The organism is Pantoea sp. SYBGC1, from assembly GCF_057197005.1.
Genome location: NZ_JBXUNM010000002.1, coordinates 282,268 through 307,979 on the forward strand (window position 1 = coordinate 282,268; position 25,712 = coordinate 307,979).

The following is a 25,712-nucleotide window of genomic DNA, read 5'->3' on the forward strand; positions in this document are numbered from 1 at the left end:
CATTCTGGTCAGGTGCATAGCAGTTAAATCATGCTATCAAAAACAGAAGCTTATGCGCTTTCCGGTTCATGTTTTGCCTCATTTCAATTCAGCCAGGCGCCTGATAGAGCGTCTGTCCGCTGCAACATGAAAAAGCTTCAGGTTCGGTGAAATTTAATCACTTTTTTTCAGCAGGGGAGTAAGGCATAAAAGAGTCAGCCCATTGAGGAAATGGTTATATCAAATCAGCATTCAGCGTCGGTTGTACGGGCAGACAGAGAAGCAGGTTTACATCAGAAATTGAGGTGAGAAATTACGATGAACAAAGAATTTACCTTTTCAATTAAAAGCCTTCGTTTTGACGAAAACTATAATCCTTCTGCAAACACGCGTATCACGACTAACTTTGCCAATCTGGCAAGGGGTGAAATGCGTCAGGAAAACCTGCGCAACGCACTGAAGATGATTGATAACCGCTTTAACTCGCTGGCGCACTGGGACAACCCGAAAGCGGACCGTTATGCCGTTGAGCTGGATATCATCTCTGTTGAGCTGAATATCGATCCGGCGGGAAATGAAAAGCCGTTTCCGGTCATTGAAGTCCTGAAGACAACCGTCGTTGATAAAACAAGCGGGCAGCGCTTCGAAGGCGTCGTCGGGAATAATTTCTCTTCCTGGGTGCGCGATTACGATTTCAGCGTCGTGTTATCCGAGCACAACAAAAACCAGGCTGGTTTCAGTACGCCGAAAAACTTCGGTGATCTGCACGGCAATATCTTCAAAGGCTTCGTCAGCTCAGATATTTATAAAGCCAGTTTCAGCAAGCGTCCGATTATCTGCCTGAGCGTCTCCAGTAAAAATACCTACTATCGTACCGGTAACCATCATCCGGTGCTGGGGATTGAATACCGGCAGGACGCAGATTCGCTGACCGATCACTACTTTGCCAAAATGGGCCTGCAGGCGCGCTACTTTATGCCGCAGGGCAGCGTTGCGCCGCTGGCTTTCTATTTTGCCGGCGATCTGCTGCGCGATTACAGCGATCTGGAGCTTATCAGCACCATCAGTACGATGGAGACGTTTCAGAAAATTTATCGTCCGGAGATCTACAACGCGAATTCAGCGGCCGGACAGGAGTATCAGCCGAGCCTGTCACATAAAGATTATTCACTGACACGCATCGTTTATGACCGTGAAGAGCGTACGCATCTGGCGGTTGAGCAGGGTAAATTTACCGAACAGCATTTTATCAAACCTTACCAGACTCGTCTGGAGCAATGGTCTGCTGAGTTTGCGCACTGATTAATGGAAAAAGGTTATCTATAGTGAAAAAGTTATTACCGACATCGACGTCTGGCAGTTTACCGAAACCTTCATGGCTGGCGCAGCCGGAAACATTATGGTCCCCGTGGAAACCGGCGGGTGACGATCTGGCCGATGCCAAACGCGATGCGCTGCGTCTCTGCCTTGACGACCAGCTGCGGGCCGGTATTGATATCGTCAGCGATGGTGAGCAGACGCGTCAGCATTTTGTGACGACGTTTATTGAGCATCTCAACGGCGTGGATTTTGAAAAGCGCGAAACGGTGCGGATCCGCAATCGCTACGATGCGAGCGTACCGTCGGTGGTAGGCGAAGTTTCACGTACCAGGCCTGTATTTGTTGATGATGCAAAATTCCTGCGTCAGCTGACCACACAGCCGATCAAATGGGCGCTGCCTGGCCCGATGACAATGATCGACACGCTGTATGACGGTCACTACAAGAGCCGCGAAAAACTCGCCTGGGAGTTTGCCAAAATCCTCAATCAGGAAGCCAAAGAGCTGGAAGCTGCAGGCGTGAATATCATCCAGTTTGACGAGCCTGCCTTCAACGTTTTCTTTGATGAGGTTAATGACTGGGGTATTGCGGCACTGGAGCGTGCCATTGAGGGATTACAGTGCGAAACCGCTGTACATATCTGCTATGGCTACGGCATCAAAGCCAATACTGACTGGAAGAAAACGCTGGGTTCTGAGTGGCGCCAGTATGAAGAAATTTTCCCACGCCTGCAGCAGTCAAACATCGATATCGTCTCACTGGAGTGTCAGAACTCCCGCGTACCGATGGAGCTGATTGAACTGATCCGCGGGAAAAAAGTGATGGTCGGTGCCATCGACGTGGCAACCAACACTGTCGAAACGCCGGAGCAGGTAGCGGAGACGCTGCGTAAAGCGCTGCAGTTTGTCGATGCGGATAAGCTCTATCCCTGCACCAACTGCGGTATGACACCGCTGTCGCGTCAGGTTGCCCGCGGCAAGCTGGATGCGCTGAGCGCCGGCGCTGATATCGTGCGCCGCGAACTGCTGGGCCAGTAATACGCCTGAGGCTGTATCAGGGCTGACGTCTGACGTCGGCCCTTTTTTTATTATTCTTAACTGCGCCGTACGTTTTTGCGGCTATCCCGATCAGGCAAAAAATATGTTGATACGCAGGAACGGAAAAAACTGTGCGGCGGCGCAGCAATATGTCATTCGCGCGTTGCGTCCGGCGTAATGCATCCCTTACGTTAGCGGCAGGCCCGTTAAACACAGGAATCCGGCATGGCGGATGGAAGCAATACGATTACCGATTTAAGCGCGCTTGAAGCGTGCTACGGCCCGGTGGCGAAACCGTCGCTGACCAAAGTCACCGATCATATTCACCCGGCGTATCGTCCCTTTATCGCCGCTTCACCCTTTGTCGCGCTGGCCACCAGCGGGCCGGATGGGCTGGACGTTTCACCCAGAGGCGATCCGGCAGGTTTTGTGCATATTGAGGATGAGCGCACGCTCTTGCTGCCGGACAGACGCGGCAATAACCGTATCGATAGCCTGCGCAACATCTTGCATGATAATCGGGTAGCGCTGCTGTTTCTGATCCCGGGTATCGGGGAAACACTGCGCGTAAACGGAACCGCCACCATCAGCGTCGATCCCGCCTTGCTTGCCCGGTTTGCGATGAATAATCAGCTGCCAAAAACGGTGTTAATCATTACCGTTGAGAGCGTCTTTTTTCAGTGCAGCCGGGCCATCATTCGCTCCCGGCTCTGGGATCCGGCGACGCAAATTAAGCGCGAGGCGCTGCCGAGCACCGGTTCCATACTGAACAGTATTTCGCAGGATATTGACGCCCGCGCCTACGATGCGGCGTTACCCGGTCGCCTGAAAGAGACGCTCTATTAATCCGGTCTGATGCCTGCAGCCTGCCAGCAGGCTGTTTTCAGTTTCGCCGACTACCGGGTTCTCAGACGGTAAATATCGGCGAAATAAAGATGGCCTTTACGGGCATACTGCGCCTGCAGGGTAGCTTTTTCGCTTTCGGTGAGTACATCTCCCTTGAGCAGATCATGAATAAACGCTTCGCGGACGTAAACTTCCATGTACCAGTCCCCGGTATAGCAGTTCTTCCATGCGCCTTTATCGATATCTTTTACCCGGTAAGAGGGATTCACGTGAAAAAAGAAAAAGAAATTACAGACAGCAAAAATGGCACAGCAGACGACATATTCAATTGTGCCGAAGGAGTCGGAGTAGAGTAAAAGTGCCATGGTCAGCACAAACAGAAAACACATCAGGCCATACAGGCCCGGATACTGGCGGATAAACGACACGTCGAAATAGGGTCGATCGTTACGTTTTTCCGCGCGGTTGATGCTGTCCAGCTCCTGCTGCAGAAGCGCATTAAGTTGATTACTCATGTTTTAAACCTTATCTGTCCATAATGATGGAGTTAACGTTTTACTGACTGTTTTTTGCGTCACGCTGCTAAATCGCCATACCGGAAAAGTGGATGGGATCGGCCAGCATGGCGGCCAGAATTTTCAGGCCCTCTTCACACTGCTGCCGCGACTGAGAACCGCCCAGGCAGATGCGCAGCGCGTCAGCAGGAAGATTACCGGTGCAAAACGCGGCGCCGGAGACGGCGCTGATCCCTTTTTCACGCAGCTTTGCCGCAATGTCGGAGGCGTTGGCGTTGACCAGACCGGGCAGCGGCAGCCAGAGGTGGTAGCCTGCGCTGTCAGCCTGAAACGGGTATCCGGTCAGGCAGGCTGCTGCAATCTGCTGGCGGGTGCCCGCCTCCTGTCTGATAGCGATCAGCATGCGCTCTGCCGTCCCGTCATTGATCCACTGCCGCGCCAGCGCATTAGTGAGCGGGCTGGACATCACCGTCAGCGCCCGCAGCACGCCGGAAAGCAGCTGCGTCATCTGTCTGTCCGGGCCCTTCACAAACGCAATCCGCAATCCGGGGCCAAAGCACTTAGAGAGGCCGGTAAGATACCAGGTCAGCTCCGGTATCAGCGCGGCAAACGCCGGCACTGGCGCATCGCTGAGCGCCGCATAAGCATCATCTTCAATGACCGTAATGTTATAGCGCTGGCAGCACTCAGCCAGCGCCCGCCGGCGCGCTTCCGGAATCGTCATCGTGGTCGGATTTTGCAGCGTCGGGTTGATATAAAATGCGCCGATCTCGCCGCTGCGACACAGCGCCTCAAATGCCAGCGGATCGGGTCCCTGCGCGTCACAGAGCACCGGCTGCAGCCGCACGCCAAGGTGACTGGCAATTGCTTTCATGCCAGGATAAATCAGGCTGCTGACACAGACCGCACTTTTCCTGCGCTTCAGCAGCGTCATGATGCCCATCAGAGCGCTGTGAATGCCCGGACAAACCAGCACATCAGCCTCGCTCTCTACGTGAAGTTTGCGCCCGATCCAGCGCATCGCTGCCGCTTTATCCTCTGCCGTGCCGCCAAAATCCTGATAGCGCAGCAGACTCAGCATGTCGGTCTGGTTAAAAAGGTTGATGGCTCCTGCGCGCAGTGCTTCCTCAACGGCGGCACCGGCAGGCTCTGTCGGCGCATTCATGGTCATTTCATAAGTGCTGGCAGGCAGCGCTGAAGAGGCTGATGCCCGCGCACGAATAAAACTGCCAAGTCCGGGGCGGGAGTCAATTAAGCCCCTGCGCCGCGCTTCCGCATAACCGCGCGTTACCGTGGTGTAATTCAGACCCAGCGTTTCAGCCAGTTCACGCAGCGGCGGCAGGCGGTAGCGTGAGGGCAATTCGCCTGTACTGATGCCCTCTGCAATAAAATCCGCGATGCGCAGATAGGCCGGACGTTGCGTCGGCTGCTGAAGCAGGGCTGCCCAGCGCGTAAAAAGCGGCGTAATCATATTGAATCCTGTCTCAGGACGTTACGCAGACAGGTATATCACAGCCATAATCAAGGCGTAACTTGATTGCATGGTTGATTGCATCAGTTTTTTTCTTTGTCCCGTTCTGTGTGCTATCTGTACAGGGTCAGGACGGAGCAGATTGCAGTAAAAAGAGGCCTTCGCTGTCCGCTGCGGGGAATAACGCTTTACCGATTAAAGATTGCAGGCGGGTCAGCCGATAACGCTTCTGTGCTGCGTCAGTTTTTGTATCGGATCAGAGGAACAGCGACGTTTTGCCTAATCAGACAGGCGTAAAATGATCCTCTCACTCTCATTGTTCTCTTACTCGCGTGCAGGATAGCAAGCCAGGCAATCGGGATATCTGCCACACTACGTTTTATGCTCTTTGAGTATCGTCAGAATAAACCAGGTCCAGCTATCATGAGCACAACGATCAAACCTATCTTATCCGCCGTTTGGTCCACCAACGCCCTGGGGATCTGCGTCACCAGTCAGGAGTGCCCTGCCGGCCTGATGCCTGCGCTCAAAGGCGTCACGCTACGGGAGTGGCTGAGCATCGCCCAGGCTGATGAGGATGCAAAAATTGCGCTGCTGCTGACTGCGGCTCTGGAGCGCGTACAGCCTTTTCATATTGAGGTGCCGATCAACTGCCTGGACGGCACCCTGCGCCATGTCATCGTGTCAGGATTGCCGGGCGAGCGGGCGGAAGCGCAACACCAGCAGTACAGCGGTTTTGTACTGGATGTCACCGGACAGCGTAAGGCGCTGGAGGAGGCGCTGCGCACGGCCGCTGAATATCGTTTGCTGATTGAAAACAGCACGGATCTCATCGCTCACTGCGATGCCGAAGGGCGGTATGTCTCAATTTCACCCTCCTACAGCGAAATGATCGGCTGGTCCGCTGAAGAGATGCTGGGCCAGCGGGTGACGGACTTTCTGCATCCTGACGATCGCGCGCCTGCAGCCGCGGTGCTGAGTGCTATTTTCGCCGGGGGGGAGCAGCCGGACGTGGTGGAGGTGCACAAACGTCATCGCAATGGCCACTATATTACGCTTGGCACAAAAGCCTGCGGCGTGACCGATCCCTCCACGGGAAAGAACATCGGTGCGGTACTGGTATCGCGCGATATCACCCGTGACAAAGAGAGAATGCTGCAGCTGGAGCAGCAGGCGATGCGCGACGCGCTGACCGGCCTGCCAAACCGCTCCTGGTTTTTTAAGCAGGTTGACGCCCTGCTCGCACAGCAACAGGAGCAGCATTTGGTCACGGTGCTGTTTCTCGATCTGAACGGATTTAAAGCGGTTAACGATTCAATGGGCCATGCGGCAGGTGATACGCTGCTGTTGCAGATAAGCGAGCGGCTGCAGAGCTGCCTGATGCCGGATGAGTCGGTTGCACGACTCGGCGGCGATGAGTTTGTAGTGGCAGCCCGATGCCGCGATCGCCGGGAGGCCTCTGCGCTTGCTGAACGTCTGATTGCCAGCTTCAATGCCCCTTTCAGCATCAGCAGCAGGAGGGTAAGCATCGGCGCCGCCATCGGCATCAGCCAGGCGCGCCCTGCGACATTATCCGCTAAATTACTGATTCAGCAGGCTGACACCGCCATGTACCAGGCAAAAGCCCGGCGTGACGTCGCCTACCAGTTTTTCTGCCTGCCCTCGCATCTGTGACGGGCATCAGGATTAAATCGCGATTCCTTCCTCCCTGACCTGGTGGCTGAAACAGGTTATGCGCACAACAAAGCAGATCGCAGCTTTCACTGGTTTACGCATTTGGCTAATCGGTATGGCTGTGATTTTTCTGAATGGCGCGTTAATATTTTATGTTAATAAACGGTGCTTTTATTCTTTTCATTCTTTTTAATAACTAAATGGTTAATGAATTTTTCAGCGCCGCTGAAATAAATCCAGGAGAAAGGCTTTTATCTTAATTTCTGATTTATGCGCTAACGAAGCGTAAGCCAGGCTGGACAATGCATTAGTAACGTGATGTTATTGTCTGCGCATTGATTACTTTTATCTGACATTTCCAAAATAAATACGCTCTGCCGATGCCTGAAAGCCGTGTTCTGTTTTCAGGTTTTGCTTTTTTCTCAGCTGAGGAAAATATCGTGTTTAAATTAAATCCTGTACTTCTGGCCCTTATTGCAGCACAAGGTATGATGTTTCCGGTTTTAAATGCATCGGCGGAGATATTAAAGCCCTATACGCCTGAAAATAATGATTATAAAGCGGGTGCATTGTATTTGCGTGATGGTTCAGTGCGGACGCTGACCGGGCTGCCGCAGTTTACGCCAGGCGTGAGTGGCGTAACCCGCACCACGCTGGGTGAGCTACAGCGTGAGGGCCGGATCGTTACCGATACGCTCACGGGGCAACCCCGTATTAATGTCGGGCAGCAAAATCTGAATATCGTTATTCCCGATCCCGGGAACAACAGCTATAAATCCTTTCACGTTTATGACAGCTTAGCCTTTACAGATTTACCAGAGATCAATACAGAGACGCAGGCAGAGGACTTTTATGCTGTAAACGATCGGCAATATATAGATGCCCGCATCGCTACAGTTACGCGCGGCACGCTTAATATTAATATCGGGCGACCTGACAAAATTGCAGATTCGGACACAAACCGCTGGTCAATGGCGGCCAGACAAAGCCAGCTTTTTACCACGGCACAGCGCGGCCATCTGAACTGGAACAGTAATAATCGTATTACGTTCACCGCCGTTGAGGCACCTCCCGCAAATAATCAACTGACGCTGAGCAGAGATAGCGTGGTGAGATATACCGGGACTTTCAGCGTAAACACGCGTGATGGCGGAGTCACCACATTCACGGTAGCCTCCCTTGCGGAATTAAGAAATTATAATGACTGGTTAATTAACCAGCTGCTGAATGACAATATTACGCAGGAAGAGTATGGCAACGCGTTTAATAAAGCGTTTTCGCTTAATGAAGGGCGCGTGGTTTATCGCACCGGCGCCGGCAACCGCCGCGATGAAGTCAGGCTGCCGGCGGGCGACCGGGTGGTGCTAAGTGCGAATGGTCGTGACGCCAGCGTGAAAATTTCTGCACGGCGTACGCTTGAGGTTATCAACGCCAGCACGGCGATGCAGGCCAGCAACGGCGCGACCGCAATCATTGATGGCAAGCTCGCCGTTACCGCCAGCGGGATTGCTGAGAGCAGGGCGCTGGCACTTCTCTCAGGCAGTACCGGGATAAACAATGGCACGCTGAACGCCGGCTTCCTGAATAACGCCAGCGGCACGGGCGTCGACCGCAGCACGCTGGGCTATATCGGTAAGGCCGTTGCGGTAAAAAGCGGCAGCCGTTTTACCAATAATGGCGTGATTAATCTTGCCCCCGGCGACGCGCCTGAAAGCCAGGAGAGCAGCGCGATCTGGATTGGTCAGGGCAGTGCGATTAACCGCGGCAGCATCAACGTCGGCGTCACGGATGTGGTTAATAACAGCTCAGCGGCAGGGGTTACGTTAGGCGCTGCAGGGCACTTTATTAACACGGCACAAGGCACCATCGCCATCGGGCGCTCGCCGCAAAACCGCAAAACGGACAGAACGCAGGATGTCGCTGTTACGCTGAGCGGCGGCGTCAGCGCTATTGAGCAACGCCATAACAGCAGCGCGATCAATAATGGCCGTATTGTCATCGGCTCCCGCGTGCAGAGTGCCGTGGGTATGCGCGTGGAAAATGCACCCTCTGCGCTGACGCTGAATAACGGCGTTATCGATATCAACGGACGGGCACAGTCTCAGCCGCTGGAAAACATCGGCATGCTGGTGCTGAATGCCGGGCAGTACGGGCGGGTGGGCAACGCAGGCACAATCAATCTCAACGGTGATAACAGTACCGGCCTGCGTATTCTTGCCACGCAGAACCATCGCGCCAGCGCCTGGTCCACCGGCACCATCAATGTCAGAGGTGATGCTGACCTTCCCGGCGGCACGCAGAATACCGCCGTCTGGGTAACCGGCGAACAGGGCGGTCAGGCGCGCGCCGTGCTGGGCGGACGGATCAATCTACAGGGCGATGCGGCTATCGGTGTGCGTGCAGACGGAAACGCCCGGGTGGAGGTGGCCGCCCGCGCGGTGCCGCGCGCCGGGGAGGGCCGTAATCAGGTCAGTTTCTTCATCAGTGGTCCGGACGCACGTCTCAGGCTGCCCGCCAGCGGCCGCTACGCCACCTCCAGCCCCGACGGTACGCTATTTCGCTTTGCAGATGGCGCAGACTTCAGCGCCAGCGGTACTACGCTCTCGCTCAATGCGCCGGGTGCCACCGGCATCGTGGGCAGCGGCAGGGGCAGCGATATTGTGACGCGTGATGCAACATTCAATGTGGGTGCCAGCGCCAGCGCCCTGCGGATTGAAGGCGGCGCACAGGGCACCCTCAGTGCTGCTACCCGGCTGCGCCTGACGGGCAAAGGTGCCAGTGCCGCAACGGTTGACGGGTATAAATATGATCTGAGCGGCCGCAATATCAGCGCGGATTATCTGCCGGATAGCCGTACGCTGCTGACCAGCCATGCCGCTATCAGCGGACTGGCGGATGCACAGGTAGGGCTGGCGGCATTGAATCAGGCGCAGCTGGTGAATACCGGTCGCATTACCTCAGGGGGAGAAGGATCGGTGGGGATCCTCGCGCGCCTGGGGGCGAAAGTCATCAACCAGGGCGATATCAGCGTGACGCGCGGGGGAACCGGCTTATACGCCGGGGGATTCACTACGCCCGGTGAGAACCTGCCGACCACAGAAATAACCACCCGCGGCGTGTTAAATGTGTATGGCGGATCGGGTAGCCAGCAGACAACGCTGGGCGCGATCGCCAGCGGCGAGCAGGCGGTGCTGAACCAGAACGGCATTATTAATCTGTATGGGGCTAATGTGGTTGGTGCCCGCGCTGAAAAGAACGCCATTATCAACAGCGGGGCAGCAAGTCGCGTGGTGTTTCATCATGCTAACCAGGTTGGCTATCAGGCGACGGACACGGACAGTATTATTTTCAGCAGCGGAGGCAGCACAGACGTCAGTACCGCCGGCTCAACGCTTTACCAGGCCAGTAACGGAGGCGATGTCTATGCGCGTGAGCCCGGTACGGTAACGCTGAGCGGGGCTGATACGACCGGCGTGTCGGTCTCCGGCAGTACGTCCTATGCCTACCGCACTGACCGGTATAACGTGAACGGCAGAGGGGCTGCGGCGCTGCGCGTCTATGAGCGGGGTGAGGGGATTGTCACCAGCCCCATTGCACTCAACGGCAACAATACCAGCGGCGTAATAGCGGCGGGCGATCAGGCAACCGTCTATGCCGCTTCTGACATCACCGGCCGCGGCCGGCAGATCGCCGCTTTCGACGCGGGTTACTATTCAGCGATATTCAATCAGTATCAGGGCGTGGTGAATTTAACCGGCCCTGAGAGTACGGGCGCGCGCGTGCATGACAACGCGTCATTTCTTAACTTTGGCAGCGTGCGCATCGCTTCAGGCATCGGCATTGATGCCAGCAGTGGTTATGGTTACTACTATCCGCGCGAGAGCAGTCGTCTGCAGGTAGATGACGGGATCGCCGCGCTGCGGGTCGGCAACAGTGGTGGTCTGGCGGTTCAGGGTGATGGTCAGGGCTACAGCACCATTACCGCCAGCGGACGCGCCGACGGCGTGCTGCTGGAAAACGGCGCGCAGTTTTTCCAGGCCAGCGATATCACGCTGGGCGCTTATGGCCGTGGCAGCGTCATCAATAACCGTGCCGGAATTACCGCTATTTCCCTGCAAAATGTGCGGCTGGAAACCGGTCGCGGCGCCGGTATCCGTTCAGCCGTCTCTTTTGACGGCGAAGGGAGTGCGCAGATTGTCACAGGCGAAGGCGGAACCGGCTATCTGTTTGCGAATGAAGATGGTTCAGCAACGCGTAACGATCTGTTTATCGGGCAGGGCTATTCCATCAGGGTGCCCGGTAAGGGCACCGCCATACGAGCCAATACAACCGGAGACGTTGTCACCGCAGGAACGATTACCATTGAGTCCGCTAACGGCGGATCCGCCGTAGTGACCCGCACCGCCAGGCGGGTGATTAACCAGGGCAGTATCACGTCACAGAGCCTGGTGGCACCCATCATCGATTTGCGCGGCGGTGCGTCGGTGTTTATCAATGAAGGCACCGTGACGGCACCCAATCCGCAAACTGTGGTGGTGGCGGGTGGCGCGGCCCGCGATGTTGTTGTCCTGCTGGGCGGCAGGGTAACTGGCGATGTGCATACCGGTAACGGAGAGGATACGCTGATTGTCACCGGCGGCACGCTGAAGGGCAGTCTGACAATGGGCAGCGGCGTAAATAACCGCGCCACCGTACAGAATATCAGTCTGGAAAATACCCGGCACATCACCACGGCCGGCGGCGCGGGCAGCACCCTCAATTTGCACGACATCACGGCGCGCGGCGGATCTTTTGCCGGTGACGATCCGGTAAAAGGCACCAATATCGGCGCCGGCTGGAGTACGCTGAATTTTTCCGGCACCCGCTGGACGCTGACGGACAACCTTCGGCTGGCGCACAGCACCATCAATATCGACGCGGATTCGACCCTGCTGGCGGGAGAGGGTATTCAGCCGCTGCTGCAGGGCGGTAGCGCCACCTCGCTGCAGGTGAACAACGCCGGTACGCTGGATTTGACCAATGGCAGCAGCCAGGCCGGTAACTCGCTAACGCTTAACGGCGATCTGGCTTCGGCAAACGGCACGCTGCGGCTTAACTCTGCGGCTACCCGCAGCGATATATTGCGCGTTAACGGTAACGTCAGCGGCACGACGCTGATTGATGATGTTCTGCACGGCGCGCCGCAGCTGGATCGCAACGCTGACGGAGTTATCGGGCCGGCGGAGGGGGTTTCGCTTGCGCAGGTGTCAGGCAGAGCTGCTCCGCAGAGTTTTGTTTTGAAGCGGGGGTATGTCGCTTCAGGTCCGTGGCAATACAGCCTGTATAGTTTTTCCCCAGGCAGCAGCGCCGCCAGCGAGCGTCAGCTCAGCGGCAGCGGTAATGATTTCCGCGACTACCGCCTGGCTAACACATTTGTCTGCGCAGATGGCGAGCTTTGTCAGCCGCAGCCAGGCAATGGCATAACCGGCCTGCGCAGGGCGGTAACGCCGCAGCTTCCGTCATATATCTCAGCGCCGGTTGGCCTGGCACTGTATACGCTGGCGATCACGGACGATCTGCACAAGCGGCTGGGCGAGCTGCGCCAGCAGCGCGATCCCGATGCAGCGGGCGCTGAGATGTTTGTGCGCTACCTGGGAGCCAACCTGCACTATCAGAGCAACCTTGGCCTGAGTAACTACGGCTACGACGCCGATCTTGACTACAGCGCGGTACAGCTCGGCGGTAACGTCATCCGTCTGGATGGCGCAGACGATAGCCTGCGCGGCGGTATCGCCTGGACGCGCGGCAACACGCGTATTCGTCCGCACGCGGTGGATGGCTACAGCTCAACCGCGTTCGACAGCGACAGCGTGGCGCTGTATGGCACCTGGCAGCATAGCAGCGGCCTCTATGTTGACAGCTCGCTGTCATGGAACCGCTATCGTGGTGAAACTGACATCCTGCGGCAAAAAGCGGTGGCTTCGCCAGAAGGCAGCGGCTGGGCGGCTTCACTGGAGTCAGGCTACGCCATTGAGCTGACGCAGGGATGGCGTATTGAACCCCAGGCGCAGCTGACCTGGCAGCGTCTCGACATGGACAGCCTGACCGATCGCGACCAGACGCGGGTCTCCTGGGATCGTTATGAGCAGACCGTTGGCCGGCTCGGGGCGCGGCTGGACCGCACGTGGCAGGATGAGAGCCTGCGGCAGTACACGCCTTATCTGCGCGCAAACTACTATCGCGGCTGGGGCGGAACGGCGAAGATCCGGGCCGGCACCGCTGACGGCACGGACAGCCAGCGTTTTGACAGCGGTAAGTTTGGTCAGATGTGGGATGTCGGCCTTGGCGGCACCGCGACGCTCACCCGGGATGTCTCACTCTATGCCGAAACTGATTATCGCAAAGAGGTTGACGGGAACGGCGCGCACGGCTGGCATTACAATGCCGGCGTTCGCTGGTCGTTTTAAGCGGCGGCCATTGCCGGCCTGAGCAGCGTTTCAGGCCGGCAGCGGCAGGTTTACCGTAGCCGTGCTGTTCAGCGACGGCTCAGGGCCAGACGGGCCGCAAAGGCCAGAAAAATGGCGCCGGTGGTACGATCCATCCAGCGAATGACCTTCTCTTTTCGCAGTATCGTTGCCAGCGGGCGCGTGGCGCTTATCAGTGCCATCGACCAGCTCGTCCCAATCGCAATATGGATACCGACCAGAATAAAGGTCCACAGTACCGGTGAGTGACCCTGCGGAATAAACTGCGGTAAAAAGGAGACATAGAAAATGCCAATCTTAGGGTTGAGTGCATTGCCGAGCACGCCTTTCAAAAACCAGTTTGAGCCTTTTTTAGCGGTATTATCCGCCAGCGTCAGCTGCTTTCTCGGACGCAGCAGCATGTTAATGCCCAGCCAGCTCAGGTAGAGCGCGCCACAATACTTCAGGATGTCGTAAGCCAGTTCCGACACTGCGATGAGCGCCCCCAGCCCGAATGCCACGGCGGCTCCCCAGACCAGACAGCCGGTGCTGATACCCAGCGCCGCGTGAACCGCCTGTTTTCGTCCCTCAACCGTTGCCGTTCTCAATACCAGCGCGGTATCCAAGCCCGGCGTCAGAGTCAGTAACAGCGCGGCAAAGCTGAATGCCAGCAGCGCATCCATTATGGTCATCATATCTCTTCTTCAGGCAACAGGTTGTTCTGGTCGCAGGCATCCATCTGAGGCAAACCTTTACTCAGGCTAATCCGGGCTGCTGAGCAACGGACGAGTGCAGCAGCAGCTTTTCGGCCGACGGGCGAACGGCTTATACAGCATATAGCGTTTACGATAAACGCTCAATTATCGCCAAAGAGCAATACGCACCTGCTGCGTTATCCGACCCGGAAAAATAAATATCATCCTGGCAACGGCCGTCATACAGAAATAAATATCAGATGCAGCGATCTGCTGTGAAAAAGTAGAAATGCTGCCTGTGATAATAAAACCGGCGGGTGGTTTGAAGGCAGTAAATATATTTACGCGCGGCGACGCCTGCCGCTGGCTATAACGTACGGCCGCTTCGCAGGAAGCGCTCGCGCTACCGTGAATCGCCCGGCAGGCCGTTGTATTCAGGTAGAAAGTGACAGTGTCGACATCACACCTGTATCACCGGATCGGACAGCCGGCTGCGGGTAAAAGCTGTCTGACCGCATAATTAAAAAATCCCCTGAAATGACGTTGCTTTATTTTTATTCTGAACTATCTGTTTATAGGGATATCCGGTTATTTTTTATTTCACGAGGACTAATGTATGAAACGTAAAATAATGGTCGCTGCTGCTCTGTTTCTGGGAACACTCGCCTCTGGCTCCGTTTTAGCCGCGCAGGAGATCACTAAAGAACAGGCCAGCCAGTATCAGGAAGTGGGCAAGATAAGCTCGATGAAAGAGCAGACTGCACCTTCAGATGCCAAAGCTGACCTCTCTAAAAAGGCAGATGAACTGGGCGGTAAATATTACGTCATTACCTCTGCAAAAGAGGGTTCAAAGATGTCAGCTACCGCTACCGTCTATAAATAACAGCGGGTCTGTTATATGCAAACGGCAGGCTATGGATAGCCTGCCTGAATGGTGCCGTGACTCTTCCTGTAATCACCGCTCATAACCTTCTGCTCTCTGCCTTTCTCTGCATCGACATAACATAAATCACAGCTATTTCCAGGTTTTATCCCTCCATCTATCTGAATTTTATGATTTTTACATAAAGTTACATTTGTAATGGAATCTTTTAGAGAATTGCTAAAGCAAATGATTATCATTGTCTTTCTCAGGTGGGGCGGGCCTCTGCCTGCCTGGCGCTGAACGGATAAATATAAAAACTGCGCATCACTGCTTAACCTAATACCAATGTTTAAGAGAGAATTTATGGCTTTTTGTAGCAGGGAATCAGGGTTCAATAACCTCTTCAGCATCTCATTACTGGCACTGACCGTGCATTCTCTTCTTACTCCCGCCCGGGCGGCAGAGGAGGATACGCAGGAGATGATCGTCAGCACTGATTCAGCCGATAACAGTGCACTCAGTAACCAGAACTATGCGGTGCAGACCACCCGCGCGGGCACTAAGCTGATGCTGACACCGCGCGATGTACCGCAGTCTCTTAGCGTGGTGACACAGCAGCGGATGCAGGATCAGGATTTACAGTCGGTTAATGATGTATTAACCAACGTTACCGGCATATCCACTAATCTTGTCGACAGTGAACGCTCTGAGTACTATTCGCGCGGCTTCAAAGTCAGCAACTTTACGTTTGATGGTATTCCGGCTCTGGTCAACGACGCATGGAATTATGGCGATGCGGCATCCGACTCCGCTATTTATGACCGTATTGAGATCGTGCGCGGTGCAACCGGCCTGATGACCGGCGCGGGCAGCCCGGCTGCTTCAATCAACATGGTGCGCAAACATGCCGACAGCAAAATCGCTACCGGAACGCTGAGTGCCAGCTATGGCAGCTGGGATAAGCAGCGTTATGTGGCCGATCTCTCTTCTCCGCTGAACACAGATGGCAGCCTGCGTGGCCGCATTGTAAGTGGCTACACTGATCAGCAAAGCTGGCTGGATCGCTATCAGAAGACCAAAAAGTTTATCTACGGCGTCATTGATGCCGATCTCTCTGAGAGCACCACCGTGTCGCTGGGATATGACTACGAAGATAACAATACCGGCAACCCAACCTGGGGCGGTTTGCCGATGTTTTACAGTAATAATGCCACCACCCATTACGATCGCAGCCTGAATTCAGCAGCCAGCTGGGCGCGCTACAATACTAACTCCCGTAAAGTCTTTGCCGATATTGAACATAACTTTGATAACGGCTGGAATGTTCATATTAACGGCACGCACGCCGAAAACACATTCAGCGATAAGCTGCTCTATGTAATGGGCAATCCCGATCGTGAGAGCGGTGAGGGTACGACCGGCTACGGCAGTATGGATCGCGGCAAGCGTAAACTGGACTCTGTCGATGGCTTCGCCAGCGGCCCGTTTGAGCTGGCTGGTCGTCAGCATCTGTTAATGGCGGGCGCCAGTTACAGCCGGCAGCACAATGCAACGTATAGCCAGGATGGTTTCAGCGATGCAGAAGCGCGTGAGATCACGGCAGCCGATATGGGTATTTTTGATAACCACTGGAGCGGTAATGTAGCGGAGCCGGCGTGGCAGGGCTGGTATCGCAACGCCAATGACACGGTGCGGCAGAAATCCGTTTACAGCGCAGCACGTCTGTCGCTGGCCGATCCGCTGTCACTGATTGTTGGCGCGCGCTATACCCAGTGGAGCACCACCGGCAGCAGCGGAGAGGTGACTAAAAACAACACCACGCCTTATGCAGGGCTGGTGTATGACATCAACGATACCTGGTCCGCCTATGGCAGTTACACCGCTATTTTCCTGCCGCAGACCTATCGTGATACCCGAGGCGGCTACCTGTCACCCGTAACCGGAAAAAGCTATGAAACCGGGCTGAAATCTGCCTGGAACGATGGCCTGCTCACCGCCACCGTGGCGATATTCCGTATTGAAGAGGATGATGTCGGTCAGGCGCTTGATGGTGTCTACCTGAATGGCAGCGAGCAGGCTTATGTCGCCGCTAAAGGTGCCGTGAGTAAAGGCGCAGAGTTTGAACTGAATGGTGCAGTGACTGATAATCTGCAACTGACATTTGGTGCCACCCGCTATGTTGCGCGTGACAAAAGTGGCCGCTTTAACAGTTACCAGCCGCAGACCTCCTTTAAGCTGTTCACCCGTTATCAGCTGGCCGCTATTCCTGACCTGACCATTGGCGGCGGCGTGAACTGGCAGAATCGGGTATTTAAGGATGTGACCAACGCCAGCGGTGAGAGTGTACGGGTGTATCAGGGCAGCTATCCGCTGGCTTCGCTGTTTGCGCGCTATCAGGTGAATAAACAGATTGCGGTGCAGGCCAACCTCGATAATCTCTTTGATCGCCACTACTACAGCTATATGAACAGTTACGTCTATGGTGAGCCACGCAATATGAACGTCAGCGTTTCCTGGCAGTTCTGACAGATCGGATAGTCGATATCCGCATTCAGGCATGCAATACGCTGACATGCCTGAATGCTTCCATATCACCCGCCCGCTTCTCTTCTTTCTGCACGCTCCGGCCACTCATCTATACTGATTATTCCAGCAGGCATGCCGCTGGCAGTATAGATCCCAGCACTCAGATAATGTGCTCCTGTAAATGTGCTTATTAACTAGCGCGTTCCCGCCTTATATCCCGGCGGAGCGTAAGAGCAAATAGATCTCTCACTATCGGGAAAATCAATAATGAAAATAACGCGTTTTGTTTATTCTGCCCTGATTGGCGTGGTCGCCAGCTGCCGTTCAATGACGCCGATGGCGGCTCTTGCTGCGGCACGCCTTGCGAAGCGCGATACGTCAGGCGCTCTGCTGCTGCTGGATCGGCCGCTCTTTAAATATGGTGCGTTAGCGATGGGGGCAGGGGAGTTGTATGGCGACAAAATGAAGTCAGCGCCGGACCGCACTGTGTTTCTGGGACTTTCGGCGCGCGTGGCCAGTGCCGGGATTGCCGGTGCCGCGCTGGCACCTCGTGGCGAAGAGAAAACCGGGGCCGCGGTGGCTATTTCTGCCGCGGTGCCACTGGCTTATGCCACGCTTGCAGCACGCAAAAAGGCGATAACAAAAATCGGACAGACCCGAAGCGGCCTGATTGAAGATACGCTGGTTGTTGCTCTCGGAGCCGCTGTGGTCTTCTTCGCCACGCGTTCCGATCATCACTAAACGCCTCCCCCGGCCTGACAGAACAGGAGGTTTATAATGGGGCAGGGCAGATTTTTTATCTGTTATCCGTTCTGGCTGGTGTTGCCTGAGTTAACAACCGGGTGTCATCCCTGACAGTTTCTCCGGCCGGTACGCGTCGGACGCGCCCGTTATGAGGTTGGCTTATCTTCGTCGTTTTCCGGCCGGGGCCGGGCAACGGTTAGTGATGTTTTCCGTCGTCGTCCGGATCTGCTTTCATCTTTAAGTGCAGCCCAGCCTTGTCGCGCATATCAGTTTGAGGAAAACCATTAAGCCAGTGTCTGGCTTTTCTGATTTTCTCCGCCCTGACCGCGTTAGTGGCGTTATCAGCCATCAAATCCAGCTCCGCCGTTAAGGTTCGCTGGTTGATTTCCTGTCCCGCCATTGCAAGGTTGAGTGCTGCCTCTCCGATGACAGGTTTCTCCTGATCGTCGTCGTGATCAAACACTGAATACACCTCCTGATACGAGTCAATGACAACCTCATCGGTAACTGTAGTCCCAAAATGAATGCGATGCCTGCCCGGACACGCGACCGCTTAAGGCCGCAGGCCTGATAAGTATCTTTCACGTCGCTTAAAAGCCGTAATGCTTAAGCGTCATTTAATCTGCGGCAGGTCTGAATCACAGAGAAAGGCTTATGACGTCCGCTATGAGCGAGAAGCGGACGTTTAATGAACTGCATTATCAAAGTTGAGTGAGGAACTGATTGATATCTTCGCGACTAGCTAGCTTTATTTGGTTCTCGGGACTGACTTTTGAAAAGACAGAAAGATGTCCCTCATAACTACTCGACCCGGTTCGTATTTCATACAAGGAAGCCCATTCCAGCAAGGCTTTATAATCTTCAACAGATCCATTGTTTCTTATCCCCCTGACTTCAATGTTTTCAACACATTCGCTTGGCTTAGGCGTCAGCCATATGACATGAGAAGCGTAATAAGAGACTTGATCAGCGATCCAGCCATATACGCCCTCAATAATCCAGCGTTCTTTATTTGCTATTGCAAGAACATCTTTAATCACTTCTGTCTTTTCCCTGGCTCTCCCGTAACCATCTTGTTCCCAGTAAAGAGTATCTAAATCTGTAACAGGTAATGTTTTGAATTCAGAGATACGTGCAGCAAGCCAACTTTTGCCTGAACCGCTATTTCCCATAATCAGCACACGCTGTAAGTCATTGCACATGTTTATACTCTTATTATTAATCACTTCTGAAAACGTATGATATATAAAACAAAATATAGTAAAAACCCGTTTCTGCAGAATTGGCACTTTATAAATTGATGATCATCTCATTTCTTTCTGATTGAGAGAAAAAATGTCCGCTTCTGGCACTAAGCGGACAAACTGACTGAGTTGAAGGGCCGCTATGAGCGAGAAGCGGACGTTGGCGTTGTTTATAAAATTCCGGTTGGTGTCTTTCTGCATTAGTTTAGAGATGAAAAATATTGAGTCGGTGATTTACCCAGCGCTTTCCTGAACATCGTAATAAATGCACTGACCGAATCGTATCCCAGCGTTCCGGCTACGCGCTGCACGGGCTGACCTTCTGCCAGATGGCTAAGCGCAATCATTAAATGCAGTTGCTGACGCCAGCGACCAAAGCTCAGTCCTGTAGCCTTTTTTATCAGCCTGGCCAGCGATCGCTCGCTGGTTGCCAGGTGTGCAGCCCAATCTTTTAACGTCTTCCGGTCATCAGGATCCTTAAAAAGTCTCTCAGCCATAGCACGGATTTTAGGATGGCCGGATACCGGCAGATGGAGCGCTTTAACCGGCACGTCCGGTATATGTTCAAGCAGCACCGCTGCCAGCCTCGCGGTTTTACTGTCAGGTAAATAAGCATGTTCCTGCTCTGCCAGATACAGAACAAGCTCGCGGACCAGAGGACTAATCGCCAGGGTACAGCAGGTTTCCGGCATCGCTGCCGCGCCGGGTTCAATAAACAGAAAGCAGGTCTCTGCATTCTTTGTGACCCGGCAGCTGTGAGGGATTCCCCCCGGTACCCAGACAGCATGTCCCGGTGGAACAAGCCACAGCGCATCTTCAACCTCACAGCTCACTGCACCGCGCCACGAGAGAATAAGCTGGCCTTTACGGTGGTCGTGCGGACTTTGCCCGGCATACTCGCCAGACGAAGATACATGCAGGGCGATAGCAGCCTGACTGAATGCATCGGCTGTAAATTCTTCCGGCGAGGTCACCGGTTTCTTTTGAGATGGCATGATTTAGTTATATGTTGTCAGGTTATCTGTATTCTGTAACTCATGTGTACTTTAAAGTCTTTCTTTTTTTCAGAGAAAGCACAGTTTATGCCCCACACTACGAACAAGTGGTCTTCAGTCATACTTGTGACCGGTATCCTCTTTATCGCCATTAACCTGCGTGTTCCTTTTACCGCTGTTGCACCCGTTTTAGAGTCAATTCGCCATGATTTTGGGCTAAGTATTACTGCCGTTGGGTTGCTTAATTCACTACCTTTACTGGCTTTTGCCGCTTTTTCACCCCTGAGCGCCTCCATCTCAAGGAAGTATGGTCTGGAACGCACCCTTTTTAGTGCGCTCGCCGTGATTTCAGCCGGCATTCTGCTTCGCTCCACGGGCAGTGTCTGGGCGCTTTATGGCGGAACCATATTGATAGGTATCGGGATTGCCCTATGCAATGTTCTTCTGCCTGGCCTAATAAAACGCGATTTTTCCGGCAACGTGGCTTCCGTGACGGGGGCATATTCCATCACCATGGGCGCGGCTGGTGCTATTGGTTCAGCCATTGTTATTCCTCTGACGCAGAGCTGGGGCTGGAACATCGCGTTAGCCATGCTGGTGATTGCGCCTCTGCTGGCGCTGCTTTTATGGTTGCCCCAGTTGAAGGAAACGCATCAGCTTCCAGCTGTGGGGGAGAAAAAAGCGGCTACCGTTGCGGTCTGGCGCTCGCCTCTGGCCTGGCAGGTCACTTTGTTTATGGGCCTGAATGCGATGCCGTTTTATGTTGCGGTCGGCTGGCTGCCAGCCATTCTTACGGACAGTGGATTCTCCTCAGCTCAGGCTGGTGAGGTACACGGGATCCTCCAGCTGACCACCGCCATTCCCGGCCTGATTCTGGCCGCCACGCTGCGCCGTCTTAACGATCAGAAATTAGCTGCTGCTGGCGTCAGCCTGGTAACCGCGGTGTCCTTTATCGGCATCCTGTATTTGCCGAATCTGGCGATGCTGTGGGCGGCGCTTCTCGGCTTCGGCTCTGGCGCCAGTATGATGCTGGGGCTGACCTTCATCGGGCTACGTACTAAAAACGCCGGTGATGCTGCCGCGCTGTCAGGCATGGCACAGAGTGTCGGTTATCTGATGGCGGCAATGGGACCACTGTTGCTGGGTAAAGTACAGGAGCTGTCCGGAGGCTGGACGGTACCGCTACTGATGACCGCAGCAATCGCGGTCGCAGGTGCCTGCACCGGAATGGCTGCCGGACGAAATGCGCACCTGGAACCTGCGCAGCAGTCGGGCTGACATTTCTGCCACAGCAGGGGGACAGCAGGTTCTTCTGCTGTGGGTGCTATTAAATATCATGCTGAGGCATCTTCCTGCTATCGGAGCATATTTTACCGGGCAGACCGATTTTCCGCCGCGCTATGATCAAAAAGCCCGGCGACCCAGTCAGCAAAAGCACGCACGACAGGAGAGAGAAAACGCTGATGCGGATAGAGCATCGTCACTGGCACTGAAGGAGGCTGCCAGTCCGCCAGGACCTCAATCAGTTTGCCTTGCTGCAGGTCCGCCGAAATCACATTTTCAGCAAGCTGCGCCAGCCCAAAGCCCTCCAGACACAATCTGATATAGAGTCCCGTTTCGTTAACGGCCGCATTTCCCCCGACCTGAACGGAGAATGCCTCCGTGCCTTGTGTAAAGCGCAGTTCATTAGTGCGTCTTCCGGAACCGGAAAAATAATGGATCGCTCTGTGCTGCGATAACGCTTCCGGCGTCTCAGGCATACCGTATTCCCTGAGATAGTCCGGCGAGGCGCAGGTCACCCAGCGAAACCGGCCAAGCGGACGCGCAACCAGCGTGGAGTCGGTTAATTCACCGGTTCTGATAACGCAGTCCACGCCTTCCTGAACAAGATCGACCTGTCGGTCGCTGACCCCAATCATCAGATAGATTTCCGGATAGAGCCGGTAAAAATCTTTCAAATGGGGCATAACGATAAAATGGGCGATACCCCCGGGCATATCAACACGCAGCCGTCCCCGCGGGCGCCGTACGGAGTCGGTCAGGCTGGACTCAGTGTGTTCAATCAGCGACAGGATCTCCCGGCACTGCGCCAGATACTGAAGGCCTTCAGGCGTGAGGCTGACCCGCCTTGTCGTCCGGTTAAGCAGGCGAACCTGCAGATATTTTTCAAGATTTTTAATTGTGCTGGTGACGGTGGATGAGGGTAGTGACAGTGTTTCGGCCGCGCGCACAAAACTTCCGGCTTCAGCAACCCGCATGAAAACCTGCATAGCCTGAATCCTGTCCATGGTTCTGTTCCGTAATAAATGTGAGTCCGATTATTCGCGAATTATGAATTATGAAAACGTTTTAAGCATCTTTTTCAGGTTAATAGCATGGCGTATCGTTTCTCCATTAATCAGGAAAGAGACAAGTCAATGAGCGGTTACATTAGAAATATTGTTAAAAATCAGAATGTTAAATCAAAGGTTGCGCTGATTCGTGGCGCGACGATACTGAGCATGGACGAGAACGTCGGTAACATTGAACGGGGTGATATTCTCATCAGCGGCTCCACGATCACCGCTATAGGCCAAAACCTTGACGCGCCGGGTGCGCAGGTGATTGATGCCAACAACATGATTGCCATGCCAGGGATGGTCGATTCTCATCGTCACGCCTGGGAAGGTCAGCTGCGCCGCATCAACCCCAACGCCACCTGTCTGGACGACTACAGCAATACCACGCATTTCTCGTTCGCAAAATATTACCGGCCTGCCGATATCTATGTTGGTAACCTGCTGACGGCGCTGGGCGCGATAGATGCGGGTATCACTACCATGATTGATAATTCGCACAACAGCCGTACCGCAGCGCATTCAGACGCCGCCGTCGAGGCCCTGCTTGATGCCGGTATTCGCGCTATTCATGCGTCCGGTGCGCCGGTAGCAGGCGAATGGGATAGAGCGCACTGGCCGGGAAACTGGCAGCGCCTGCAGGAGAAGTATTTCACCAACAACCCTGAAAGTCTGGTCTCCCTCGCCGTCATGGCGCAGCTGGAGCCGGAATTGTGGGCCGAGGCCCGCAGGCTGGGGCTGCCGATTGTCACGGAGTTCTTTGGGGCTGAGATGGGGTCTGAACTTGAGTCGCTGCATCAGCAGGGGCTGCTGGGTCCGGACAATATTTTCAATCATTGCACGGCGCTGCTTGACCGGGGATGGGAAATTCTGCGGGAAGCGGGTGTCCGGGTGAACGTCTGTCCACGCTCAGATTCGCACTATGGCATTGAAAGTGGAATGTTCGCTATTGAGGCCGCGCAGCGTCATGGCATAACACCGGGTCTGAGCGTGGATAACGAAACATCTTACAGCACCGACATGTTTATGGAAATGCGCGTGGCGTTTTATCTGCAGCGCGTAATGGGTATGCATAAGCAGCACGGGTGTGATTCAGAGCATTCATTGACAACAATCCCGGCAGCGCAGCTGCTTAAGTCGGCAACTTTAGATGGCGCGGTTTGTGCCGGACTGCAGGATAAAATCGGGAGCCTGGCACCAGGCAAACAGGCAGATTTGATTCTGATTAACGCGGCTGACCTTAACCTTTATCCCAACGGAAATGCATTCGGGACGGTGGTGCATGCGACTGAACGCAGCAATATCGATACCGTGATGATCGGCGGGCGCATCGTCAAGCAGAACGGCAAAGTGCTGGGTGTGGACAGTGAGCGCCTACGCGCCGCCATTGATGAATCACGCGAGCGGCTATTTACGGCAGCAGGGTATGAGCCAGACATCTTTGCGGAAAAATTCCTGCCGCTGGTCCAGGCAAACTGACAGGGAATAACAGCATGAGCGCGATTTATTACGTAATAGCTTTTGCAGCGGGCCTGGGCATTACTCTTCAGACGACGTTGAACAGTCAGCTTGCAAAAGGGCTCGGTGGGGATCCGGTTACCGCCGCGTTGTTTTCCTTTACGGCCGGGGCGTTCGGCCTTGGAATTTACTCGCTGCTGCGTGGAGGGTTATTCACCTCCCTTGCTGCTATTCCTTCGCAGCCTGTATGGAGTCTGGCGGGCGGACTGATTGGTGCCTGTGCGTTATTCAGCTACGTTGTACTCGCTCCCAAAATCGGTTTTTCAGCCCTGCTCGGTCTGGCAATTGTCGGACAGCTACTTTCCTCACAGGTGATCGACAATTTTGGCCTGCTGGGCGCGATCAGGCGGCCAGTCTCGTTGCCGAAGCTGGGAGGAATGCTGGTCATGCTGACTGGACTCGCCATCATGCTTTTTGGCGATCGGTTTACTGAGCGTTTTATGCATTAATAAGGCAACACTGCCGGTTGCGGACATATGCCCGAATGCAGGCGTCCGTGACCTTCAGTTCAGCCAGAATGATAATTTTATCTCTTCCGGAGAAATAACATGTTTTCATCAGCGGCCAATGTCAGAAATTTGCTGGGCGAGTGTCCCCTCTGGTGCGAAAGAACACGCAGGCTTTACTGGACTGACATTGAAGGCAGTGAGTTGCTCGTTTTAGAAGAAGGTACAGGTATCGTCATGCGATAGGCACTTCCTGAACGTCTTGGTTCATTTGCACTGACTGAAAAAGAGAACGTCCTGCTGATGGCCCTGGCCTCCCGGCTGGCCTTTTGTAACATCGATACCGGTGAATTCATCCCGTTAGCAGACTCGCCGGGAGAGTCGGGAACGCGTACAGGAGACGGGCGATGCGACCGAGCCGGTAATTTTGTCTTCGGGACAATGGATGACGGTTTTCCAGCGAAAGTCATCGATAAATTTCACAGGCTTAACGCGGTGACGCTCAGCATTGAAACGCTTCCTCTACCAGAGGTAGCCATCCCGAACAGTATCTGTTTCAGCCCGGACGGCGGAACGATGTATTACTGCGACTCCATGCAGAACCGTATAATGTGCTGCGATTATCCTTCTCTCGATCATCAGCGAGTGTTCACTGAAACAGGAGGTGATGGTGCGCCTGATGGTTCCTGCGTGGATGCCATGGGCTATTTGTGGAATGCTGAATGGGGGGAACCGTGTTGTCCGATACCACCCGGATGGGACCACCTACGCTACTCTGACTTCACCCTGAATCCAGAGCACCTGCCCGACACTTGGCAGTGAGGGGTTTACCCGTCTCTATTGCACCACGGCTTCTGTGGGACTTACTACACTGTTTGAATATGACGGTGCACTGCTAAAAGCTCAATCTGATGTCAGCCCCGGATTGCCTGAGAACCGCTTTGCAGTACACACTATTTAACGGTTTTGATACTGGCAGAACGTTGCCCGTTCAGACTCAAAGAAAATGTCCGCTTTTGGCACAAAGCGGACTGATACTGGAGCAACGTCCGCTATGA

18 protein-coding genes and 1 pseudogene are annotated in these 25,712 nt (G+C 54.4%); 12 read left to right on the forward strand and 7 right to left on the reverse strand.

Features of this window, described 5'->3' with window-relative positions:
• Nucleotides 1-297: 297 nt before the first annotated feature.
• The 3 genes from AC2CF9_RS06885 to AC2CF9_RS06895 all read left to right on the forward strand — a co-directional run bounded on the left by AC2CF9_RS06885 (nucleotide 298) and on the right by AC2CF9_RS06895 (nucleotide 3,182).
• On the forward strand, nucleotides 298-1,281 hold the full coding sequence (locus tag AC2CF9_RS06885) for a DUF1852 domain-containing protein (RefSeq protein ID WP_484556594.1): 984 nt from the start codon (nucleotides 298-300) through the stop codon (nucleotides 1,279-1,281).
• A 23-nt stretch (nucleotides 1,282-1,304) separates the two neighbouring features.
• Nucleotides 1,305-2,336, forward strand: a complete 1,032-nt coding sequence (locus AC2CF9_RS06890) for a methionine synthase (RefSeq protein ID WP_484556595.1) — start codon at nucleotides 1,305-1,307, stop codon at nucleotides 2,334-2,336.
• A gap of 225 nt (nucleotides 2,337-2,561) precedes the next feature.
• Nucleotides 2,562-3,182: a pyridoxamine 5'-phosphate oxidase family protein gene (locus tag AC2CF9_RS06895; protein WP_150016709.1), complete on the forward strand. Its 621-nt coding sequence runs from the start codon at nucleotides 2,562-2,564 to the stop codon at nucleotides 3,180-3,182.
• A gap of 50 nt (nucleotides 3,183-3,232) precedes the next feature.
• Here the strand turns inward: AC2CF9_RS06895 and AC2CF9_RS06900 are convergent, their stop codons facing one another.
• A complete protein-coding gene (locus tag AC2CF9_RS06900; RefSeq protein WP_150016708.1) occupies nucleotides 3,233-3,697 on the reverse strand; it encodes a YlaC family protein in 465 nt (154 codons plus the stop codon).
• A 67-nt stretch (nucleotides 3,698-3,764) separates the two neighbouring features.
• Entirely contained in the window at nucleotides 3,765-5,168 is a 1,404-nt protein-coding gene (locus AC2CF9_RS06905) for an aminotransferase-like domain-containing protein (protein WP_484556596.1), read from the reverse strand.
• 423 nt (nucleotides 5,169-5,591) lie between these two features.
• On the opposite strand from AC2CF9_RS06905, the gene AC2CF9_RS06910 reads away from it, so the two are divergent.
• Together AC2CF9_RS06910 and AC2CF9_RS06915 are read left to right on the forward strand one after the other, a co-directional pair.
• A complete protein-coding gene (locus tag AC2CF9_RS06910) occupies nucleotides 5,592-6,842 on the forward strand; it encodes a diguanylate cyclase domain-containing protein (protein WP_484556597.1) in 1,251 nt (416 codons plus the stop codon).
• 575 nt (nucleotides 6,843-7,417) lie between these two features.
• Nucleotides 7,418-13,288 carry an autotransporter outer membrane beta-barrel domain-containing protein gene (locus AC2CF9_RS06915; RefSeq protein ID WP_484556598.1) on the forward strand — a complete coding sequence of 1,957 codons (5,871 nt, stop codon included), beginning with the start codon at nucleotides 7,418-7,420 and terminating at the stop codon, nucleotides 13,286-13,288.
• 68 nt (nucleotides 13,289-13,356) lie between these two features.
• On the opposite strand, the gene AC2CF9_RS06920 is transcribed toward AC2CF9_RS06915, so the two are convergent.
• Complete coding sequence (locus AC2CF9_RS06920; RefSeq protein WP_484556645.1) at nucleotides 13,357-13,977, reverse strand: LysE family translocator; 621 nt, start codon at nucleotides 13,975-13,977, stop codon at nucleotides 13,357-13,359.
• A 619-nt stretch (nucleotides 13,978-14,596) separates the two neighbouring features.
• Here AC2CF9_RS06920 and AC2CF9_RS06925 point away from each other — a divergent pair.
• The 3 genes from AC2CF9_RS06925 (at nucleotide 14,597) to AC2CF9_RS06935 (ending at nucleotide 18,112) form a co-directional block, all read left to right on the forward strand.
• The gene (locus tag AC2CF9_RS06925; RefSeq protein ID WP_071668142.1) at nucleotides 14,597-14,863 is read left to right on the forward strand and encodes a YdgH/BhsA/McbA-like domain containing protein; all 267 of its coding nucleotides are present in this window, start codon (nucleotides 14,597-14,599) and stop codon (nucleotides 14,861-14,863) included.
• Between the two features lie 345 nt (nucleotides 14,864-15,208).
• A complete protein-coding gene (fhuE, locus tag AC2CF9_RS06930; protein WP_150016705.1) occupies nucleotides 15,209-17,371 on the forward strand; it encodes a ferric-rhodotorulic acid/ferric-coprogen receptor FhuE in 2,163 nt (720 codons plus the stop codon).
• A 267-nt stretch (nucleotides 17,372-17,638) separates the two neighbouring features.
• Entirely contained in the window at nucleotides 17,639-18,112 is a 474-nt protein-coding gene (locus AC2CF9_RS06935) for a hypothetical protein (RefSeq protein ID WP_150016704.1), read from the forward strand.
• A gap of 199 nt (nucleotides 18,113-18,311) precedes the next feature.
• On the opposite strand, the gene AC2CF9_RS06940 is transcribed toward AC2CF9_RS06935, so the two are convergent.
• The 3 genes from AC2CF9_RS06940 to AC2CF9_RS06950 form a co-directional block, all read right to left on the reverse strand.
• A complete protein-coding gene (locus tag AC2CF9_RS06940) occupies nucleotides 18,312-18,578 on the reverse strand; it encodes a hypothetical protein (protein ID WP_150016703.1) in 267 nt (88 codons plus the stop codon).
• Nucleotides 18,579-18,816: 238 nt separating this feature from the next.
• On the reverse strand, nucleotides 18,817-19,317 hold the full coding sequence (locus AC2CF9_RS06945) for a P-loop NTPase family protein (protein WP_150016702.1): 501 nt from the start codon (nucleotides 19,315-19,317) through the stop codon (nucleotides 18,817-18,819).
• Nucleotides 19,318-19,559: 242 nt separating this feature from the next.
• On the reverse strand, nucleotides 19,560-20,354 hold the full coding sequence (locus tag AC2CF9_RS06950) for an AraC family transcriptional regulator (protein ID WP_150016701.1): 795 nt from the start codon (nucleotides 20,352-20,354) through the stop codon (nucleotides 19,560-19,562).
• Nucleotides 20,355-20,441: 87 nt separating this feature from the next.
• Here AC2CF9_RS06950 and AC2CF9_RS06955 point away from each other — a divergent pair, with 87 nt between their 5' ends.
• A complete protein-coding gene (locus tag AC2CF9_RS06955; RefSeq protein ID WP_150016700.1) occupies nucleotides 20,442-21,632 on the forward strand; it encodes an MFS transporter in 1,191 nt (396 codons plus the stop codon).
• A gap of 92 nt (nucleotides 21,633-21,724) precedes the next feature.
• Here AC2CF9_RS06955 and AC2CF9_RS06960 read toward each other — a convergent pair whose 3' ends face one another.
• Nucleotides 21,725-22,642, reverse strand: coding sequence for a LysR family transcriptional regulator (locus AC2CF9_RS06960; protein WP_150016699.1), 918 nt, complete (start codon nucleotides 22,640-22,642; stop codon nucleotides 21,725-21,727).
• 129 nt (nucleotides 22,643-22,771) lie between these two features.
• Between AC2CF9_RS06960 and AC2CF9_RS06965 the strand changes: the two genes are divergently transcribed.
• The 3 genes and pseudogenes from AC2CF9_RS06965 to AC2CF9_RS06975 all read left to right on the forward strand — a co-directional run bounded on the left by AC2CF9_RS06965 (nucleotide 22,772) and on the right by AC2CF9_RS06975 (nucleotide 25,615).
• Entirely contained in the window at nucleotides 22,772-24,169 is a 1,398-nt protein-coding gene (locus AC2CF9_RS06965) for an amidohydrolase family protein (RefSeq protein WP_484556599.1), read from the forward strand.
• 14 nt (nucleotides 24,170-24,183) lie between these two features.
• Nucleotides 24,184-24,657 carry a DMT family transporter gene (locus AC2CF9_RS06970; protein WP_150016697.1) on the forward strand — a complete coding sequence of 158 codons (474 nt, stop codon included), beginning with the start codon at nucleotides 24,184-24,186 and terminating at the stop codon, nucleotides 24,655-24,657.
• Nucleotides 24,658-24,756: 99 nt separating this feature from the next.
• A pseudogene (locus tag AC2CF9_RS06975) lies at nucleotides 24,757-25,615 on the forward strand (SMP-30/gluconolactonase/LRE family protein).
• The last annotated feature ends 97 nt before the right edge of the window (nucleotides 25,616-25,712 follow it).

Excerpts from the sequence above, each read along its gene's own strand:
- AC2CF9_RS06885 (WP_484556594.1), top strand. The coding sequence starts at position 298 with ATGAACAAAGAATTTACCTTTTCAATTAAAAGCCTTCGTTTTGACGAA.
- AC2CF9_RS06895 (WP_150016709.1), top strand. The coding sequence starts at position 2,562 with ATGGCGGATGGAAGCAATACGATTACCGATTTAAGCGCGCTTGAAGCG.
- AC2CF9_RS06900 (WP_150016708.1), bottom strand. The coding sequence starts at position 3,697 with ATGAGTAATCAACTTAATGCGCTTCTGCAGCAGGAGCTGGACAGCATC.
- AC2CF9_RS06905 (WP_484556596.1), bottom strand. The coding sequence starts at position 5,168 with ATGATTACGCCGCTTTTTACGCGCTGGGCAGCCCTGCTTCAGCAGCCG.
- AC2CF9_RS06910 (WP_484556597.1), top strand. The coding sequence starts at position 5,592 with ATGAGCACAACGATCAAACCTATCTTATCCGCCGTTTGGTCCACCAAC.
- AC2CF9_RS06920 (WP_484556645.1), bottom strand. The coding sequence starts at position 13,977 with ATGACCATAATGGATGCGCTGCTGGCATTCAGCTTTGCCGCGCTGTTA.
- AC2CF9_RS06925 (WP_071668142.1), top strand. The coding sequence starts at position 14,597 with ATGAAACGTAAAATAATGGTCGCTGCTGCTCTGTTTCTGGGAACACTC.
- fhuE (WP_150016705.1), top strand. The coding sequence starts at position 15,209 with ATGGCTTTTTGTAGCAGGGAATCAGGGTTCAATAACCTCTTCAGCATC.
- AC2CF9_RS06935 (WP_150016704.1), top strand. The coding sequence starts at position 17,639 with ATGAAAATAACGCGTTTTGTTTATTCTGCCCTGATTGGCGTGGTCGCC.
- AC2CF9_RS06945 (WP_150016702.1), bottom strand. The coding sequence starts at position 19,317 with ATGTGCAATGACTTACAGCGTGTGCTGATTATGGGAAATAGCGGTTCA.
- AC2CF9_RS06950 (WP_150016701.1), bottom strand. The coding sequence starts at position 20,354 with ATGCCATCTCAAAAGAAACCGGTGACCTCGCCGGAAGAATTTACAGCC.
- AC2CF9_RS06955 (WP_150016700.1), top strand. The coding sequence starts at position 20,442 with ATGCCCCACACTACGAACAAGTGGTCTTCAGTCATACTTGTGACCGGT.
- AC2CF9_RS06960 (WP_150016699.1), bottom strand. The coding sequence starts at position 22,642 with ATGGACAGGATTCAGGCTATGCAGGTTTTCATGCGGGTTGCTGAAGCC.
- AC2CF9_RS06965 (WP_484556599.1), top strand. The coding sequence starts at position 22,772 with ATGAGCGGTTACATTAGAAATATTGTTAAAAATCAGAATGTTAAATCA.
- AC2CF9_RS06970 (WP_150016697.1), top strand. The coding sequence starts at position 24,184 with ATGAGCGCGATTTATTACGTAATAGCTTTTGCAGCGGGCCTGGGCATT.